The organism is Neobittarella massiliensis (ex Bilen et al. 2018) (assembly GCF_900289145.1).
Taxonomy (GTDB): Bacteria; Bacillota; Clostridia; order Oscillospirales; family Ruminococcaceae; genus Neobittarella; species Neobittarella massiliensis.
Map to the genome: position 1 here is coordinate 579,299 of NZ_OKQO01000001.1, position 16,375 is coordinate 595,673.

The 16,375-nt window shown below is 59.7% G+C and carries 16 protein-coding genes and 1 pseudogene; 7 read left to right on the top strand and 10 right to left on the bottom strand.

Features of this window, described 5'->3' with window-relative positions:
• Positions 1-77 precede the first annotated feature (77 nt).
• Positions 78-881: a MerR family transcriptional regulator gene (locus C6Y32_RS02730; RefSeq protein ID WP_164998102.1), complete on the bottom strand. Its 804-nt coding sequence runs from the start codon at positions 879-881 to the stop codon at positions 78-80.
• Positions 882-966: 85 nt separating this feature from the next.
• On the opposite strand from C6Y32_RS02730, the gene C6Y32_RS02735 reads away from it, so the two are divergent.
• Complete coding sequence (locus tag C6Y32_RS02735; protein WP_105203625.1) at positions 967-1,635, top strand: GNAT family N-acetyltransferase; 669 nt, start codon at positions 967-969, stop codon at positions 1,633-1,635.
• Between the two features lie 339 nt (positions 1,636-1,974).
• The gene (locus tag C6Y32_RS02740) at positions 1,975-2,448 is read left to right on the top strand and encodes an AraC family transcriptional regulator (RefSeq protein WP_105203626.1); all 474 of its coding nucleotides are present in this window, start codon (positions 1,975-1,977) and stop codon (positions 2,446-2,448) included.
• A 332-nt stretch (positions 2,449-2,780) separates the two neighbouring features.
• Here the strand turns inward: C6Y32_RS02740 and C6Y32_RS02745 are convergent, their stop codons facing one another.
• A complete protein-coding gene (locus tag C6Y32_RS02745; protein WP_105203627.1) occupies positions 2,781-3,836 on the bottom strand; it encodes a hypothetical protein in 1,056 nt (351 codons plus the stop codon).
• Entirely contained in the window at positions 3,829-4,317 is a 489-nt protein-coding gene (locus C6Y32_RS02750; RefSeq protein WP_105203628.1) for an RNA polymerase sigma factor, read from the bottom strand. Before C6Y32_RS02750 ends, C6Y32_RS02745 begins: the two co-directional genes overlap by 8 nt.
• Positions 4,318-4,716: 399 nt before the next feature.
• Between C6Y32_RS02750 and C6Y32_RS02755 the strand changes: the two genes are divergently transcribed.
• A complete protein-coding gene (locus C6Y32_RS02755) occupies positions 4,717-5,223 on the top strand; it encodes a prolyl-tRNA synthetase associated domain-containing protein (protein WP_105203629.1) in 507 nt (168 codons plus the stop codon).
• A 606-nt stretch (positions 5,224-5,829) separates the two neighbouring features.
• Here C6Y32_RS02755 and C6Y32_RS02760 read toward each other — a convergent pair.
• The 3 genes from C6Y32_RS02760 to nadE all read right to left on the bottom strand — a co-directional run bounded on the left by C6Y32_RS02760 (position 5,830) and on the right by nadE (position 9,281).
• Positions 5,830-7,185: a PFL family protein gene (locus C6Y32_RS02760; RefSeq protein WP_105203630.1), complete on the bottom strand. Its 1,356-nt coding sequence runs from the start codon at positions 7,183-7,185 to the stop codon at positions 5,830-5,832.
• A 12-nt stretch (positions 7,186-7,197) separates the two neighbouring features.
• Positions 7,198-7,467: an ACT domain-containing protein gene (locus C6Y32_RS02765; RefSeq protein WP_105203631.1), complete on the bottom strand. Its 270-nt coding sequence runs from the start codon at positions 7,465-7,467 to the stop codon at positions 7,198-7,200.
• Between the two features lie 62 nt (positions 7,468-7,529).
• Positions 7,530-9,281, bottom strand: a complete 1,752-nt coding sequence (nadE, locus tag C6Y32_RS02770; RefSeq protein WP_164998103.1) for an NAD(+) synthase — start codon at positions 9,279-9,281, stop codon at positions 7,530-7,532.
• Between the two features lie 440 nt (positions 9,282-9,721).
• On the opposite strand from nadE, the gene C6Y32_RS02775 reads away from it, so the two are divergent.
• From C6Y32_RS02775 to ispE, 4 genes are all read left to right on the top strand, one after another.
• Positions 9,722-10,201 (top strand): Lrp/AsnC family transcriptional regulator, encoded by a 480-nt coding sequence (locus C6Y32_RS02775; RefSeq protein WP_164998104.1) that lies wholly within the window; start codon positions 9,722-9,724, stop codon positions 10,199-10,201.
• Between the two features lie 35 nt (positions 10,202-10,236).
• Positions 10,237-11,370: an aminotransferase class I/II-fold pyridoxal phosphate-dependent enzyme gene (locus C6Y32_RS02780; protein ID WP_207721501.1), complete on the top strand. Its 1,134-nt coding sequence runs from the start codon at positions 10,237-10,239 to the stop codon at positions 11,368-11,370.
• An 81-nt stretch (positions 11,371-11,451) separates the two neighbouring features.
• On the top strand, positions 11,452-12,633 hold the full coding sequence (locus tag C6Y32_RS02785) for a DUF362 domain-containing protein (protein ID WP_105203634.1): 1,182 nt from the start codon (positions 11,452-11,454) through the stop codon (positions 12,631-12,633).
• A gap of 30 nt (positions 12,634-12,663) precedes the next feature.
• Positions 12,664-13,545, top strand: a complete 882-nt coding sequence (gene ispE / locus C6Y32_RS02790) for a 4-(cytidine 5'-diphospho)-2-C-methyl-D-erythritol kinase (protein ID WP_105203635.1) — start codon at positions 12,664-12,666, stop codon at positions 13,543-13,545.
• 187 nt (positions 13,546-13,732) lie between these two features.
• Here the strand turns inward: ispE and C6Y32_RS02795 are convergent, their stop codons facing one another.
• The 4 genes and pseudogenes from C6Y32_RS02795 to C6Y32_RS15230 all read right to left on the bottom strand — a co-directional run.
• On the bottom strand, positions 13,733-14,116 hold the full coding sequence (locus C6Y32_RS02795) for a GNAT family N-acetyltransferase (protein ID WP_370738798.1): 384 nt from the start codon (positions 14,114-14,116) through the stop codon (positions 13,733-13,735).
• A gap of 47 nt (positions 14,117-14,163) precedes the next feature.
• On the bottom strand, positions 14,164-14,514 hold the full coding sequence (locus tag C6Y32_RS02800; protein ID WP_279386201.1) for a GNAT family N-acetyltransferase: 351 nt from the start codon (positions 14,512-14,514) through the stop codon (positions 14,164-14,166).
• 30 nt (positions 14,515-14,544) lie between these two features.
• Entirely contained in the window at positions 14,545-15,144 is a 600-nt protein-coding gene (locus tag C6Y32_RS02805; protein ID WP_105203637.1) for a sugar O-acetyltransferase, read from the bottom strand.
• Positions 15,145-15,431: 287 nt separating this feature from the next.
• A pseudogene (locus C6Y32_RS15230) lies at positions 15,432-16,375 on the bottom strand (hypothetical protein); the annotation flags it as partial.

Here is a 16,375-nt window from a genome sequence, read left to right on the forward strand (position 1 = left end):
GGACAAGAGTTCATGGCCGGGGGAACAAAAAGGGCCCGACCGAGAGCGGTCGGGCCCAGGGGCGCGGCAGTGGGCAGCTAGGACGGCGCCACCGCGACGGTGACCCGGGTGACATACTGGCTCATATCGGCGATGGCCAGCTCGTTGAGGCCCAGTTCACAGGCGTATCCTGTCAGCTTGAGGTGGTTTTCCCGGGAAAACTGCAACATCTTATCGTAGAGACGCGGCAGGCCATCCCAGTCGCCCACCCAGTAGCCGCAGAGGTAGTCGCCGGCGGGCAGCACCAGCCGCCGACTGCTGCGACAGCTGGCGGGCACCGGCACGAACAGCCCGTCGTAGACCGAAAAATCGCCTCGGTATACCTTGTCGGCGCTGATATAGCTGCCGAACCCGGTCTGATACTCGTCGGCCTGCCACAGCTGCCCCAGGATGGCGGCCGCCTGGTGGGAGTCGTCACCGGGCATGGGGGCGGTGAGCAGATAGGTGGCGGGGCACTGGACCAGCTCGACCTGGCCGCTCTGTACCCGGCGGCAGGTGTGGAGCATCTCTTTTTTCTGCTGTAAGATCTTTTTGGCGCGGCGCAGCTTTTTGAGCTCCTCATCGATCTGCTGCAGGCGGGCGTCGGCCATCTGTAAAAAGGCGTCGGCGCTGGGGTGCTGACGGTAGGTCCTGATCTCGCTCAGCTGTACGCCCAGCTCTTTGAGCATGCGGATGTGTCCCAGCTCGATGGTCTGCTGGGCGTCGTAGTAGCGGTAGCCGTTCTCCCCCTTATAGCTGGGGGAGAACAGGCCGATCTGGTCGTAGTAATGCAGTGTGCGGCGGCAGAGACCGTGCAGGTCGGCAAATTGAGCGGTCGTCAGCCGCACCGGATATTTTTTCATGAAAATTCTCCTTGACTTTACAGCTACTGTATACTTTATGCTCCTAGTATACCCCAGAAAGGGGCAACAGAAAAGGAGCGATACCATGCGACAAGAAGTAATACTGCGGGCGCTGCAAAAAAGTGATCTGGGCGCCATAGAAGATATCATCCGCCGCGCCTGGCACTACGACGACCTGGCCGGCCCCGACACTGCCCGGCAGCTGGCAGCGGTGTTTTTGCGCAGCTGCCTAAAAAACCAGACCTTTGTGCGGGTGGCGGCGGTGGACGGCGTGCCGGTGGGGGTGATCATGGGGCGCAGCGACCGGTCGTACCGCTGGCGGCTGCGCGAAGCGGCGGGGCAGGCAGCGGCAATTCTGCGGCTGCTGGCAAGCCGGGAGGGGCGCGCGGTGTCGCGCATCTTTCGCAGTGTGGACAGCATCGACCGGCAGTTGCTGGCCCCGCGGCGGGCGATGTTTCAGGGCGAGCTGTCGTTTTTTGCCGTGCGGGAAGACTGCCGCGGCCTGGGCGTGGGACAAAAGCTGTTTGACGCGCTGCGGACATACATGAGCCGGGAGGACGTGCAGCGGTTTTACCTGTTTACCGACACCAGCTGCAACTACGGCTTTTACGAGCACCAAGGTATGCGGCGATACGCCCGGCAGGACCACATTTTTGACATGGGTGGCCGCCGGGAGGAGATGCACTTTTTTCTGTACAGCTCGCCGCCGGCAGAGCAGTGGGAAAAAACGGATGAAAAAGCTGGTGCGCGGTAGGTGCGGCGGCCGCAGCAGCAGAGCGCACAAAGCCACATAGGGGACAGGCGGGACTTACCGGATAAGGCCTTTAAAAAGAGCGGACGGCAGGAGCGCTGTATGTCGCCCTGACCCGCCGCGGGGCGGATCGCACCGGCACAAGGCAGCAGGCCCGAACGGTGCGCTGTGCCGGAGATGCCGGGCGGATAGAGGGGAACTGCCGGCACGGCGGGCAATACCGGCGGCAAACCGACCGCCTACCGGCCAGCCGACGGGCTAAAACGGGTTTTAAAAATGTGTTTGCAAAACATTTTATAGGGTGGTAGTCTCAGCTTATCCCATGTGAAAAGGAGTGCAGATATGAAGACATTTATAGAGGAGCTGCCCGCCCAGCCGGTGGTGTACATGCGCCGTACCGGCCCCTACGGGGAGGAGAACCGGGCGCTTATGCAGGCCATGAAGGCGTGGCTGCACGACCGCGGGCTCTGGTGTGCGGGCGGGGTGCTGTATGCTGTGGCCCGGGACGACCCCGCCGTTGTCCCACCGAAAAAATGCCGCTACGACGTGTGCTATGTCACCCGGCGGGAACTGGCGGATGTGGCGGTGCGCCGCGGCACTTTGCCGGCGGGGCGATACTTGGTCTGTGAAATTGCGCATACCGCCGCTGCGGTGGGGCAGTTTTGGGGGCAGGTCGGCACTGCCGCGGCGGCTGTGGGGGAACGGCTCGATGGGAGCCGGCCGATCTTGGAGCGGTACCCGATCGCGCTGGTCGAGGAGGGGAGGTGCCAGTTCTGCCTACCTGTGTTTGCCCGCGGCCCCGGAGATAGAGGGTAGGGGCGCTCTGCCGGGCATACCGCTGCTGCCGGCGGTGGAAAAACAGGTGACGATTTGAGACTTGAGTGTACAGGTGTGAAAAGCGGCTTTCCGTATAGCACCTGTCCAACAGGGGCATTTGAAAAAGGATGTTTTTGGGCGTATTCGGCTGTGGGACCGAGTGCAGAGGATAGCCGATGGGTAAGGACGGATTTTACTTATACCTAAATACAGCATACAGCCACCCCGCGAACTGTTGGAGTTTGTGGGGTGGCCTGCTTGTGGAGACCGCTCGGTCATGCCTGGCCGCTCTTGTAGGCGCATATTGCTTTTTACAGTGCCCAGTTCAGTGCTCAGTTACTCTGTCGGGTCAGAGGAAAGGTTACCCTCCAGTTTCCTTTTGTCATCCTATTAGAAGTTATAAAGTCACCATGTAACGTGTACTTTGAAATTTCACTTTGCGGGATATCGAAAACATAGTTGTAATAGTCGATCCGCTCGCCTCTATCGTCGTGATCGACAAAATTGAAACTGTAGTTGCAATCTATTTGATCGCCAGTACTGTCTTTTAAATAAAAGGACCCATAATTGCCTTTGTTCAGATTGTCGACAACCGCTGTTTGAATATGAAGTTTTCCCTCAATGTAGCCAATACCTGTTAGATCAATGCCATCTACAGGAAATTCTTTCATGGGCGAAGACGGGATCAGGGCGGCGGGGTCTTCTTCATCAAATTGCCCGCAATCCACTTTGCCACTTCCGGTGATATTTGAGACGTTTTGAGTGGCTTGTGCGGCGGTAACAGATGAGAGAGATACAGGGATTTTGATCTCATCATATACTTGTTTGTGACTCAAAAATTCCTTTACTGTAAAGGTGATCTTGTCACCCGTAATGTCTCTGTTTTCCGCTCCCTCAATAGTAATTAAAAATGTTGCTGTTTTTGTGCGGTCATCATACCCGATACGCTCACAATGTGCGGAGCTGTCGAATGGACAGTTTATGGAATAGCTATCAAATAAATCTGTGGTCGCATCGATGCGGTCTCCTGTTCGGTCTTGCATGGTTATGTAGATCTCTGCCACATGACCATGTATATAGGCTGACACCACTTCCATTTTTATACCGCTGTCCTCGTCTGATCTTTGGACAGGCATAAAAAACTGTGCGATAGTCGGGGAGACAGCATACATGAGTTCATATACCGGTTCTACCGCTGCAGCTAAAGCTGGCATTGCAAGTGACAGACACAGACAGGCCGAAACCAGTGCTACTACTGGTTTGCGGATCGCATAAAGTGTATGGTGAGATCTTTGCTCTATTTTTTTAGCCTCACGGATCGTGCTCTGCAGTAAACTTTTATCGGGGCGCACCTGCTCGTTGAGTTGACGATACTGCTCTCTAAACATAATCTTCCTCCTTCATGAATTTTTTTAACATAGCTCTTGCTCTGGTGAGCTGCGTTCTCACGGTCGAATTTTTGCGATGCAGAATAGCACTGATTTTTTTAAGTGGCATATTTTCGTAATAGAATAGATGGACGACTTCACGATATTTTGGTGGCAATCGATTCAGTTCGGTGTGGAGATCGATGCTTTCTCTGGTTTCAAATACGATCTCATCGCAGAGCTCATGTGTGTTTTTATTCCACAGGGAACTCCAAAAACTGTTGGAACAATTTATCGTCACTCGTATGAGCCATGCTTTTCGATGTTCTTCATCTCTAAAAACCGGTCTCTTTTTCACATAGCGGAAAAAGACTTCTTGAAAGACATCATCGGCATCGTGCTTTGTTCCTGTTCGAGCAAAAGCAAGTCGATATACCATATCGGAATACTGCTTAATTACTTTTTCAGTGCAATCATTCGTACGCAATGATCGCTGTTCCATACATGTACCCCCCCTTCTACTGATAACACCGGTGAGAGTTTTAAAATGCTACACAAAAATAAGAAAAATAGTATTAGTTTTTATGCTGACCAAAAGCCTTGAACTGTGAAAACTCCTGCAATTACATGATTTTTCATCTATTAGGACACTTATAAAAGTAATAATTTTGACGCTTTGATGCCCAAATGGTGCTCAGATTTCTTATAGAGATATAAAACGATAGGGGCAGCTGTAAAAAATATCGCACTATGCGGGGGCGAAAGCACTCGTTGCTTTTATCCTCTTGGTTACCATATAAGCAGGGGCAGACGAACTTGTCAGCCGAAAATTATAGAAAAGTCAAAATACAGGTGATATAATGCAAGCATATAAATTTTGATCGGCAGGCAGGATGGATTGATGAATAAGCAACAAATATACGATTATTTAAGACAAGAAAATATTTGGCATGAGATAACAGAACACGAAGCAGTTTATAATATGGCTGAACTATCAAATATTGAGATACCTTATCCAGAATATGATGCGAAAAATCTCTTTGTCCGTGATGATAAGAAAAGAAATTATTATCTTATTACCGTTAAAGGAGATAAGCGAGTAGATTTGAAAGAGTTTCGTAAAAGCAACAACACAAGAGCATTATCTTTTGCATCGGCTGATGATTTAATGGATATTATGGGATTGATACCTGGAGCAGTAACGCCTCTTGGGTTGTTGAATGATTCCGAATGTAAGGTGACACTATTTTTAGATAATGACTTTATGGATGATTCGGGTTTGATAGGTGTTCACCCAAATGATAATACGGCAACAGTTTGGCTTAAAGCAAAAGACTTAATGAAACTTATTCAGAAACACGGAAACACGGTAAATACCGTGCAGATACAAGCCACAGACAAATTGTAATTTGCACGATGGTTTGGGGTATTCCCAGTAAGCAAAAATCACTTTTACCGTCGCATACGAGATAGTGATTTCTATGGAAAGGATACCCTTTTTCTATGCTTGCTACGAAATTTTTCACCAAGGAATGGAAGGGAAAGGACAACTATTTATAGAAAATGTTACGCAGATAGAAGGTGTTTTCGTAAGAAAAGCCATAAACACCTTGTCCTATCAGTTTCGATGTCTGTAAAGCCTTTGTTCACAAAGTGTTGGCGGGTTTTAACCGCTTGCCATCTATATCAAATACATAATTTATGCCTTCTGTACTGCTGTGACAAACGCCGGAAATTATTTTCATATCCGGTATAGCGCATCACCGCCGACCTGAAGGAGCAGTTTGATCGGTGCCGACCTGTATCGGCGAAAATGAGATGTAGAGATATGCGCGGGGGAGATCGCCCAAACGGATGGCGCGCCCGAAAAGTTGGCGAGGTGACAAAAAAGCGAGGTATCCCTATCTCAGGGAGACCTCGCTTTTGCCGTTTTTTACTGTCTGCCATACCGGCAGAGGCTTTTTGCTTTGGGACTCGGCCGCTATGGGGCGGCCAAAACAGTTTTGGAGAGTGATCAGTTTTTTAAGCTCTGCAGCGGGGCGGGGATACGGCCGCCGCGGGCGATCATCTTCTCGGCCGATTTACTGCCCACCGGCATGACCGGGCCGCTGCCAAGCAGGCCGCCAAATTCCAGCTCCTCGCCCACCTTTTTGCCGATGGCGGGGATGATGCGCACGGCGGTGGTCTTGGAGTTGACCATGCCGATGGCCGCCTCGTCGGCGATGATGGCGCTGATGGTGGCCGGGGTGATATCGCCGGGCACCACGATCATATCAAGCCCCACCGAGCACACGGCGGTCATAGCTTCCAGCTTTTCCAGCGTTAGGGTGCCGGCCTTGGCCGCGGCGATCATGCCGGCGTCTTCCGATACCGGGATAAAGGCGCCGGAGAGCCCGCCCACATTGGAGGAAGCCATGACGCCGCCCTTTTTCACCGCATCGTTGAGCATGGCCAGCGCGGCGGTAGTGCCGTGGGTGCCGCACTGCTCGAGACCGATCTCCTCTAAGATGTGGGCCACGCTGTCGCCGATGGCCGGAGTGGGTGCCAGCGACAGGTCGACGATGCCGAAGGGAACGCCCAGCGCTTCTGCCGCCTCGGCCCCCACCAGCTGGCCCATGCGGGTGATCTTAAAGGCGGTCTTTTTGATGAGATCGGCCACGTCGGTGAGGTCGCCGCCCTGCATTTTGGCCAGGGCCGCCCGCACCACCCCGGGGCCGGATACGCCCACGTTGATGACGCAGTCGGGCTCGCCCACGCCGTGGAAGGCGCCGGCCATAAAGGGGTTGTCCTCCACCGCGTTGCAAAACACCACCAGTTTGGCCGGGCCGATACAGTTTTTGTCGGCGGTGACTTCGGCGCTCTTTTTGACGATCTCGCCCATCATCTTCACCGCGTCCATATTGATACCGGTGCGGGTGGAGCCCACATTGACCGAGGCGCAGATGTGCTCGGTCTGGCGCAGAGCCTCGGGGATGGCCTCTATCAGCTCCATGTCGCCGGGGGCGAAGCCCTTTTGCACCAGCGCCGAGAAGCCGCCCAAAAAGTTGACGCCCACCGTGCCGGCCGCCCGCTCCAGCGTGAGGGCATATTTGACCGGGTCGCCGCCGGACACCGCCAACACGTGGGAGATGGGGGTGACAGAGATGCGCTTGTTGACGATGGGGATGCCGTACTTGTCCTCGATCTGCTGGCCGACTTTTACCAGGTCTTTGGCGCGGGTGGTGATCTTCTGGTAGATCTTTTCGCAGGCGCGGTCGATATCGGTGTCGGCGCAGTCCAGCAGGGAGATGCCCATGGTGATGGTGCGGATGTCCAGGTTCTCCTGCTGGATCATCTGTATGGTCTCTAGTATCTCGCTCGTACTCAGCATGGTCGGCCCTCCCTATATGCGGTGCATCGAGTTGAAGATATCCTCGTGCATCAGGTGGATCTGCAGGTTCCGATCCTGCCCCAGGGCGGTCAGCTGGGTGCGCAGGTCAGACAGGTCTACGTTGCATTTGGAGATATCCACCACCATGATCATGGCGAAGTACCCCCCCAGCACCGACTGGGTCACGTCTTGCACGTTGGCGTTTACCTGGGCGCACAGCCCGCTGACGGCGGCCAGAATGCCCACCGTGTCTTTACCGATTACAGAGATGACAGCGTTCACAGTATGTTTCCTCCTATTTTCCTATCTGTTTTATAATGGATAAGGCGGGGCGGCAGCGGGTGCTAAAGTTCCTCTACCGCGTGTAAAAACAGCTTGGCGCTCATGTCGCCGGGCATTTGAAACTGCAGCGTGTGCAGGCACACCTCGGTGAGGATGGCGCTCTCGGGCGCGGCGGCGCGCTTAAACTGGCTGGCGAAAAAGCGCCGGTAGAAGAGCTGCAGCTTTTCTTTGATGTAGTCGGCGCTGTAGTTTTGCGAAAAGGCCACACAGGCGTAATAGTACAGTTTTTGCGGGTGCATGCCGTACTTTAAGTGGTAGTAGAGGATAAAGTCGAGCAGGTCGTACTCGCCCAATATCTCCTCGGTCTTCTGGCTGGCCTCGCCGGTCTCGTCGGGGGGCAGCAGTTCGGGGCTGACGGGGGTGTCTAAAATGTCCTGCACCACTTCGCCGGCGCCGTAAAAGCGGTCTTTTACCCGGCCGGCCACCTGCCGCACCACCGTTTTGGGCAGGCAGATGTTGACATTGAAGTTGGCCAGCGCATCGCCGCCAAAGGTGCAAAAGCCCAGCGCCGCCTCGGACAGATCGCCGGTGCCCACCACGAAACCACCGACAGTGTTGGCGATGTCCAGCGCGATCTGGGTGCGCTCGCGGGCCTGGGCGTTTTCGTAGGTGACATCTTTTTTCTGCCCGTCGTGGCCGATGGCGGTGAAGTGCACCTGCACGCTGTCTTTGATGGGGATCTCGCGCAGCGCACAGCCCAGGGCCGAAATCAGCGCCTTGGCGTTTTGGTAGGTGCGGCCGGTGGTGCCAAAACCGGGCATGGTGATGGCGGTGATGTGCTCGTGGCCCAGCCCCAGCCGGTCGCAGGCGCCGGCGCACACCAGCAGCGCCAGAGTAGAATCCAACCCGCCGGAGACGGCGATGACCAGGTTTTTGATGCCGGTGTTCTCCATGCGCACCGCCAGGCTCTTGACCTGCAGCGCAAACAGCTCGTCGAGCTGCTCGGGGCGCAGGATGTAGGGGTTTTGGCGCAAGGGGCGCATCAGCGTGCGCTGCCCCTCTACCGGCTGGGTGTGGCAGGCGGCCTCGAACGCGGCGGGGGCGCTGCCGGCGGCCAGTATATCGAGGTCGATATCGACACAGCTCACCGGTGGGCCGTCGATCTCGCGGCCAAAGTCGAGCAGCTGGCCGCTCTCAAACACCGCCGTCTGGGGCTCGAACACCCAGGGGGACGACGAGCCGCCCAGCCCGCCCTGACACAGCGCGACACAGATGCCCAGCGCCGCCGAGACCTCTTTTATCTGGCGCAGCACCCGGTCGCTGTAGCCCAGGATACAGGGCTGGCAGGCGGGCAGCAGCAGGATCTGGGCGCCGCTGCGGGCGATATCGCCGGCGTGGCGCACCAGCTGAGCGGGGTCGCAAAACAGCACCGCCGCCCGGCTGCCGGCCAGCGTAAAGGTGAACAGGCCCGCCGCGCTATCGGCGCGAAATTGGCCCAGCAGCTGCCCCGCCTGGCAGATGTAGCAGCTCTCGCCGCCGCCGTCGGGCAGGGTAAAGAGCACGGCGCTTTTGATCATGGCGGTCTTAGACAGCAGGTAGGGCAGCAGCTGCTGGCCCTGCTCGGCGATGAGACCGTTTTGGAAGACAGAGCCCAAACTGCCGCCGGTAAAGCTGTGGTGGGGCAAAAAGATCAAATCGGGGCAGTGCTGCTGCGCCAGCTCGGCGATGCGCTCTGCCGCCTGCTGTGCGCCCAGCCCCAGATCCGACTGGTCGATGGGGGCTGACAGAGCACAGATACGGACATTGTTTTGCACGGTACAAGGTCCTCCTGACATCTTGATATCGCCGCCGGGCCAAAGCGCGGCGGCGCTGCGCGGGGGGCCAGCCGATACCGGCCACAACGGCCGCAGCTGCCCTGCGCTACAGATAGTTTATTATAGCATATTTTCACAGCGCACTGAAAGAAAAACCGCGTTTTTGCCCCTGCTTGCCAGAATATGGCGATTTGCATAAAACCCCGCCCCAAACAGCCGGACCGGTACCACAGCTTGGCGGAGACGGCGCCGTCTGGCGTGCGGCGGGCGGCGCCCCCGGCACAGTGGGCAGCGGCGGGCGGCAGTTGGCGGCAGCTGGCAGCAGTGGACACTTGTATATGACTTTACTTTTGTTTATAATGGTAAGAACCGGCGGCCCGGAGCCGTGGGCCCGGTGGCCGGCAAAAACAAAAAATACAGAGTTGAAAGGAGCGTTTTGCATGGACAAACTTTTGCGGCTGCTGCGCAAAGAGGGCGCGATGGAACCGGCCCAACTGGCCATTTTACTGGGGGAAGAGGAGGCGGCCGTGGCCGCGCGTCTTCGCGAGCTAGAGGATCAGGGCGTCATTATGGGCTACCGGGCGATCCTGGATTTTGAGAAGACCGGCGAGGACCATGTGGAAGCGCTGATCGACTTAAAAGTGACCCCCCGCAAAGACTGCGGCTTTGACTACGTGGCAAACAAGATCGCCCAGATGAAAGAGGTGGAGTCGCTCTACCTGATGAGCGGCGGGTACGACCTGTCGGTCAAGGTGGTGGGCAAGACCTTTCAGGACATCGCCATGATGGTGGCCCGCAAGCTCTCGACCATCGAGGGGGTCACCGGCACCAAGACCCATTTCGTGCTCAAGAAATACAAGGAGGAGAACGTCCTCTTTAGCACCGAGAAAATCGACGAGAGGGGACTGACGAACCTGTGATAAGCTACGACCAGATACTCTCGGACAAGGTGAAGATGGTAAAGCCCTCGGGCATCCGCAAATTTTTTGACCTGGCCAGCGAGATGGAGGGGGTCATCAGCCTGGGGGTGGGGGAGCCGGACTTCGACACCCCCTACTCGGTGCGGCAGGCCGGCATCCGCTCGCTGGAGCAGGGGCGCACCTACTACACCGCCAACAACGGCCTGATGGAGCTCAGGGAGGGCATCTCCCGCTACCTGCAGCGCCGCTTTTCGCTCTCCTACGCGCCCAAAGACGAGATCCTCGTCACGGTGGGCGGGTCGGAGGCCATCGACATCGGCGTGCGGGCGCTGGTGAACCCCGGCGACGAGGTCATCATCCCCCAGCCCAGCTTTGTCTGCTACGAGCCCATCGTGCAGCTGTGCGGCGGGGTGCCGGTGATCATCGAGACCAAGGTGGAGGACGAGTTTCGCCTGACGGCCAAGGACTTAAAAGAGAAGATCACGAGCAAGACCAAGCTGCTCATTTTGCCGTTTCCCAACAACCCCACCGGGGCCATCATGCGCCGCGAGGATCTGGAGGAGATCGCCCAGGTGCTGCGGGGGACCGATATCTGCGTGCTCTCGGACGAGATCTATGCCGAGCTGACCTACGGCGGCGTCAAGCACACCTCCATCGCCCAGCTCGACGATATGTGGGAGCGCACCCTGCTGGTGGGCGGCTTTTCCAAATCCTACGCCATGACCGGCTGGCGGCTGGGCTATGTGTGCGCGCCGGCGCCCATTGTCGCCCAGATCAAAAAGATCCACCAGTTCGCCATCATGTGCGCCCCCACCACCAGCCAGTACGCGGCCATCGAGGCCATCAACAACTGCGATGAGGAGATCGAGGCCATGCGCGACGAGTACGACGCTCGCCGCCGCTTCATCGTCGACGCCTTTAACAAGATGGGGCTCGACTGCTTTTCGCCCCGGGGGGCGTTTTACGTGTTCCCCTGCATCAAGTCTACCGGCCTGAGCTCGGCCGCGTTTTGCGAGCAGCTGCTGCAGGCCAAAAAGATCGCCGTGGTGCCGGGCGACGCCTTTGGCGCCTGCGGTGAGGGGTACTTGCGGGTGAGCTATTGCTACTCGATCAAGCACCTGAAAAAAGCAGTGGAAAAGATCGGTGAATTCATCCGCGAACTGGGCTGAGCCCGGCGGGGGATAGGCCCGGCAGGCCGGTGCGGTGGCACCGGCTTTGTTTGTGTAGCAGAAGAGGTAGAGGGAGGCCCTATGGACAAGAGAGACACGGTGGCGGTGCTGCCCTGCCCGCAGTACGAGCGGGCGGCGGTAGGTGAGACGGTGGAGCGGCTGCTTGGCCTGTTGCCGCGCGACGGGCGGCTGGGGCCCCACAGCCGGGTGACCGTAAAGCCCAACTTGCTGATGAAACGCGCACCGGACGCGGCCACCACCACCCACCCGGAGGTGGTGTACGCGGTGATATGCTGGTTAAAACAGCAGGGCGTGCGCCACATCACCATCGCCGACAGCCCCGGCGGCCCCTATACGAAACAGGCGCTTATGGCCATCTACCGGGCCAGCGGCATGGAGCGGGTGGCCGCCGAGACTGGCGCGGTGCTCAACCTCGACCTCGGCTCGCGGGAGATAAAGAGCGCCGGCAGCGGCCCGGTGGGCAGCTTTACGGTGATAGAGCCGCTGTGCCCGCGGGAAAAAGACAGCGGCTGCGACTACATCGTGGACATCTGCAAGCTCAAGACCCACTGTATGACCACCTTGTCGGGGGCGGTGAAAAACATGTTTGGCAGCATACCCGGGCTGCTCAAGCCGCGGATGCACTACCGCTACCCCCAGGTGGAGGACTTTGCGGGGATGCTGGTGGACCTCTGCCAGACGGTGACGCCGCACCTGGTGGTGGTAGACGCCATCGAGACCATGGAGGGGGACGGCCCCTCCAGCGGAGACAAGCGGCAGCTGGGCCTGCTGCTGGCCGGCGCGAGCCCCTTTGCGGTGGATGTGGCGCTGTGCCGGCTGGCCGGGTTTGCGCCCGAGCAGGTGCCCACGGTGCGCCTGGCCGCCGCGCGGGGGCTGTGCGGCGATGACATCGAGGTGGTGGGCCAGCCGCAGCTGCTGTGTGACCGGCAGCTGAAACTGCCCCGGTCGGCATCGGTAGACTTTACCGGCCGGCTGCCGGGCTTTTTGCGGCCGGTGGCCGGCAAGGTGCTGCCGGCGCTGTTTGCCCCCCGTCCCAAGGTCGATGTACGGCGCTGTATCGGCTGCGGCAAATGCGCCGAGAGCTGCCCGCCCCAGACCATCCGGCTGGTGCCCAGCAGCAGGGGGCGGGGCAAAGAAGTGGCGGTGATCGGCCGCAAAGACTGTATCCGCTGCTACTGCTGCCACGAGATGTGCCCGGTGTCGGCCATCTCGGTCTCGAAAAACCTGCTCACACGGCACTGACGGCACTGATGGCACTAGGAGGAGAGAGCGATGGACAAGACCCTGCGTTTGCGCGCTTACGCCAAGATAAACCTGGCCCTGGATATCGTGGGCCGGCGGGAGGACGGCTATCACCTGATGGACATGGTGATGCAGTCGGTCTCGCTCTTCGACGAGGTAGCGGTAGAGCGCACCGGAGACAGCATCACGCTGGCCGGCGACGAGACCGCTATGCCGCTGGACGGGCGCAACATCGCCCACCGGGCGGCGGCGGCCTTTTTCGCCGCCACCGGCCAGCCGGTGGGCTGTCGCATCGAGATCGAAAAACACGTGCCGTCGCAGGCCGGCCTGGGCGGCGGCAGCGGCGACGGGGCGGCGGTGCTGGTGGCGCTGGATACGCTGTGCGGCACCCATCTGGGCGTCGAGGCGCTGCGGCGTATCGGCGCCGGGGTGGGGGCAGATATCCCCTTTATGGTGGGCGGCGGCACCGCCCGGGTGGGCGGCATCGGCGAGCAGATCGAGCAACTGCCGGCCATGCCGGCGTGCTACATCCTCATCGCCAAGCCGCAGGTGGACGTGCCCACCGGCTCTGCCTTTGCCGCCTTTGACGCGGCGCGCGACCCGCAGCGGCCGGATACCGGACGCTGTGCGGCGGCGGTGCGCCGGGGCAGCTACCAGCAGCTGTGCCGGTCGCTGGGCAACGCTATGGCCGGCGACTGGCTGCCGCCTGCCATTGAGGAGACTCGCAGGAGGCTGCTCTACCTGGGCGCCGACGCCGCCTGTATGACCGGCAGCGGGGCGGCGGTGTTCGGCCTGTTCGAGCGGCGGGGCCTGGCCCAGCTGGCGCTGCGGCAGCTGTGTGACGCCGGGGTGCGCAGCTGGCTGTGCCGACCGGTGGCGCAGGGGGTTGAGCCGGCAGCGGGCGGCCGATAAAAAGAAAATGAGCGGTACTGCACAGGGGAGACCCTGAGCGGTGCCGCTTTTTTGAGTGTAGAACGTGCGGGGCCCCCATCCCGCCGGGATGGGCCGGGCGGGTAGGAACGCCCGGTGCGGCTGCTGCCGCCCTGCCGGCTTTTGAGCGGGCCGGCAGAGACCGATGCCGGGAGAGAGGATTGCCCGGCTATTCCCGCTTTTGTATGGCGTAGGATTGCAGACTTTTTTGGCAGCCGTTTTTTTGGTAAAAAGCCTCGGCCTGCGGCTGCGCGCCGAAGTAGAGCATGGTGGGCGTGTGCGCCTTGGCCAGCTGCAGCAGCCGGCTGCCGATGCCCCGCTTTTGGTAGGCCGGCAGAACGAGCAGTTCGGTGATGGTCCCGAAAAAGTAGCCGTCTGATAAAATGCGCAGACAGCCCACCAGCGCCTCGCCGTCGCGGGCGGTCAGGTTGATCGTTTTGCGCAGTGCCGCCCGGGTCATCTGCAGGTCGTACTCCCCGGGCCAGACCTGGTTTACAAAAGAGATGAAATCCGCGGCACACAGCGCGCGGTCGTCCGCCTGGTAGGTGATCATCTTCGGTACCTCCCCCTGAAAAGTCGGAGCTCTACAAGCCGGGACCGCTACCGGCGCTCACACACCCAGAGCTCGTGATAGATATCCCGGCCTTCAGCCCACTCGTTAAAAAATTCGCTCTCTATCTTGTGAAAACCAAATTTTGCGTACAGGTGTCGGGCCGGCTTTAGGATATCGAGTGTGCCGAGCGAGATGTGGGTATACCCCTTTTCACGGCAAAAGTCCATCGCTGTTTTGAGCAGTCTGCTGCCCAGCCCCTGACCCTGCACATGTGTGTCCACCCCAAACCAGCGCAGCTGTGCCCGGTCTGTTCCTCTTTTGATCATGGCAATATCTCCGACGATCTGCCCGTTTAGTACGGCTATCCACATCTGGCTGTGGCCGGCGGTAGCCTCTATTTGCCAAACACCGTATTTTAGATGGGGCTGCTACCGCTGTGGCTGCCAGAGCGGGTATTTTTCCCGGTCGGCCGGCGTGATGGGCCGCAGCACCCGGCAGGGGCTCCCCACGGCGATCACCCCCGAGGGCAGGTCCCGGCTCACCACGCTGCCTGCCCCGACGACGGTGTCGTCGCCGATACACACCCCGGGCAAAACGGCCACGTTGGCGCCAAACCACACGTTGTTGCCCACGGTGATGGGCCGCGCGATCTCCAGCCCGCTGCTGCGCTGCTGGGCGTCTAAGGCGTGGCCGGCCGTTGAGAATACACAGTTGGGGCCGATGAACACGTTGTCGCCAAAGGTGACCGGCGCGCCGTCCAGGATGGTGCAGTTGTGATTGGTGTAAAAGTTTTCCCCCACGGTGATGTGAAAGCCGTAATCGCAGTAAAAAGGCGCGGTGACGACCGGCTCCCCCTTGACCGACCCCAGTATCTCACGCAGCAGCTTGGCCTGCGTCTGGGTGTCGGAGGGGCGGCAGCAGTTAAAGGCGTGGCACAGGTCTGCGCATTTGGTCCGCGCCGCGATGATCTCGGCGTCGTGGTTGGCGTCGTACAGATAGCCGCTCTGGGCTTTTTCCCACTCGGTCATATCGTCTCCTTTACTCGCCTGAGCGCCGCTCGGGCGCCATAGATGAAGTACGCCTATTTTACCACAGCCCGGCCGATGGCGCCACCACTTTTGCCCCCGATCGCCGGGCTGTGCGCGACCGGCGGCCGCCCCTCTGTGAGGTCGGGGAGGGGGGGCCGGCTTTTGGCTCAATGGAGGACAGCCCGCGACCCGGTTGCCGGCAACCTGCCGATGCCGATATCCGGCAGACACCGGCGCACAAAAATAGCCCCGGCAGCACACTGGGCGCCTTGCCGGGACCGCTTGTATCAGGTGTTGGCAGATGGCTCTGTAGATGGCTGGGGCGGCAGCGGGCCGCCGGCTCTCAGCGCCCGCCAGCAGGCGGCGGCGCGGACGGCCAGCCGGTGGCCGGTATCGCGGTCCAGCGGCATGACCCGCCCGTGATAGGGGTAGTACAGCAGCATAGACCACAGCACCTCGTATCCGCCGCGATCGTACTCGGCGGCGTCGGGCAGGTAGCCGGAGCAGCCGCCGGTGTAGCCGCCGAAAAACAGCAGCTCATCATCGGCCAGCTCGGCTGCCTTCAGCGCCAGCTCACACATGGCCTCACAGATGGTGCCGCACAGGCAGCCGCCGTCTATCTGCAAAAACTGCAGTTCTACCGGGGTGTGCTGCACGGCGACCCCCGACCGGCGCAGCCGGGCGATCTCGGCGCGCCAGCCCGCGGCCGGCACCTGGCCCATCGTCCAGGCCTCGTCGGCGATAGCGCGCTCCTGCTGGGGGTCGGGCACCGGCGAGGTACAGTCGAGCCAGTCCGAGACCATGCGCACCACCTGCAGCGGGCGCAGCGGCAGCGCGGTCACTGCCGGCGCCAGCGCCGCGGCCACCGCAGCAGCCATCTGTTCCAGAGCCGCCAGCGAATCGCGCTCGATCTCCAGCATCAGCTGTGGGGTGCGCGCCAGCGCCGCTTTTTGCAGCGGGTGGGTCTCGAGATAGTTTGCCCGGCGCCAGCGAAAAGCGGGGCGGATATTGCCGGCCGCCCCCTGGGTGACGAGAACCTCGGCGCCCAGCTGTGCCCCCAGCTGCCGCCGCACAGCGCCAAAATAGTCCGGCGAGATGCGCCGATTCTCCCAGGTGAGCACGTTGGGGTGGGCGGTGAGGCGTATGAGCAGCAGGTCGGGGCGGCCGGGGCGCGCCAGCTTGAGCGCCCCGATGCGGTCGTCGACGGGGCCGTCACCGCGCCGGTTTTGGC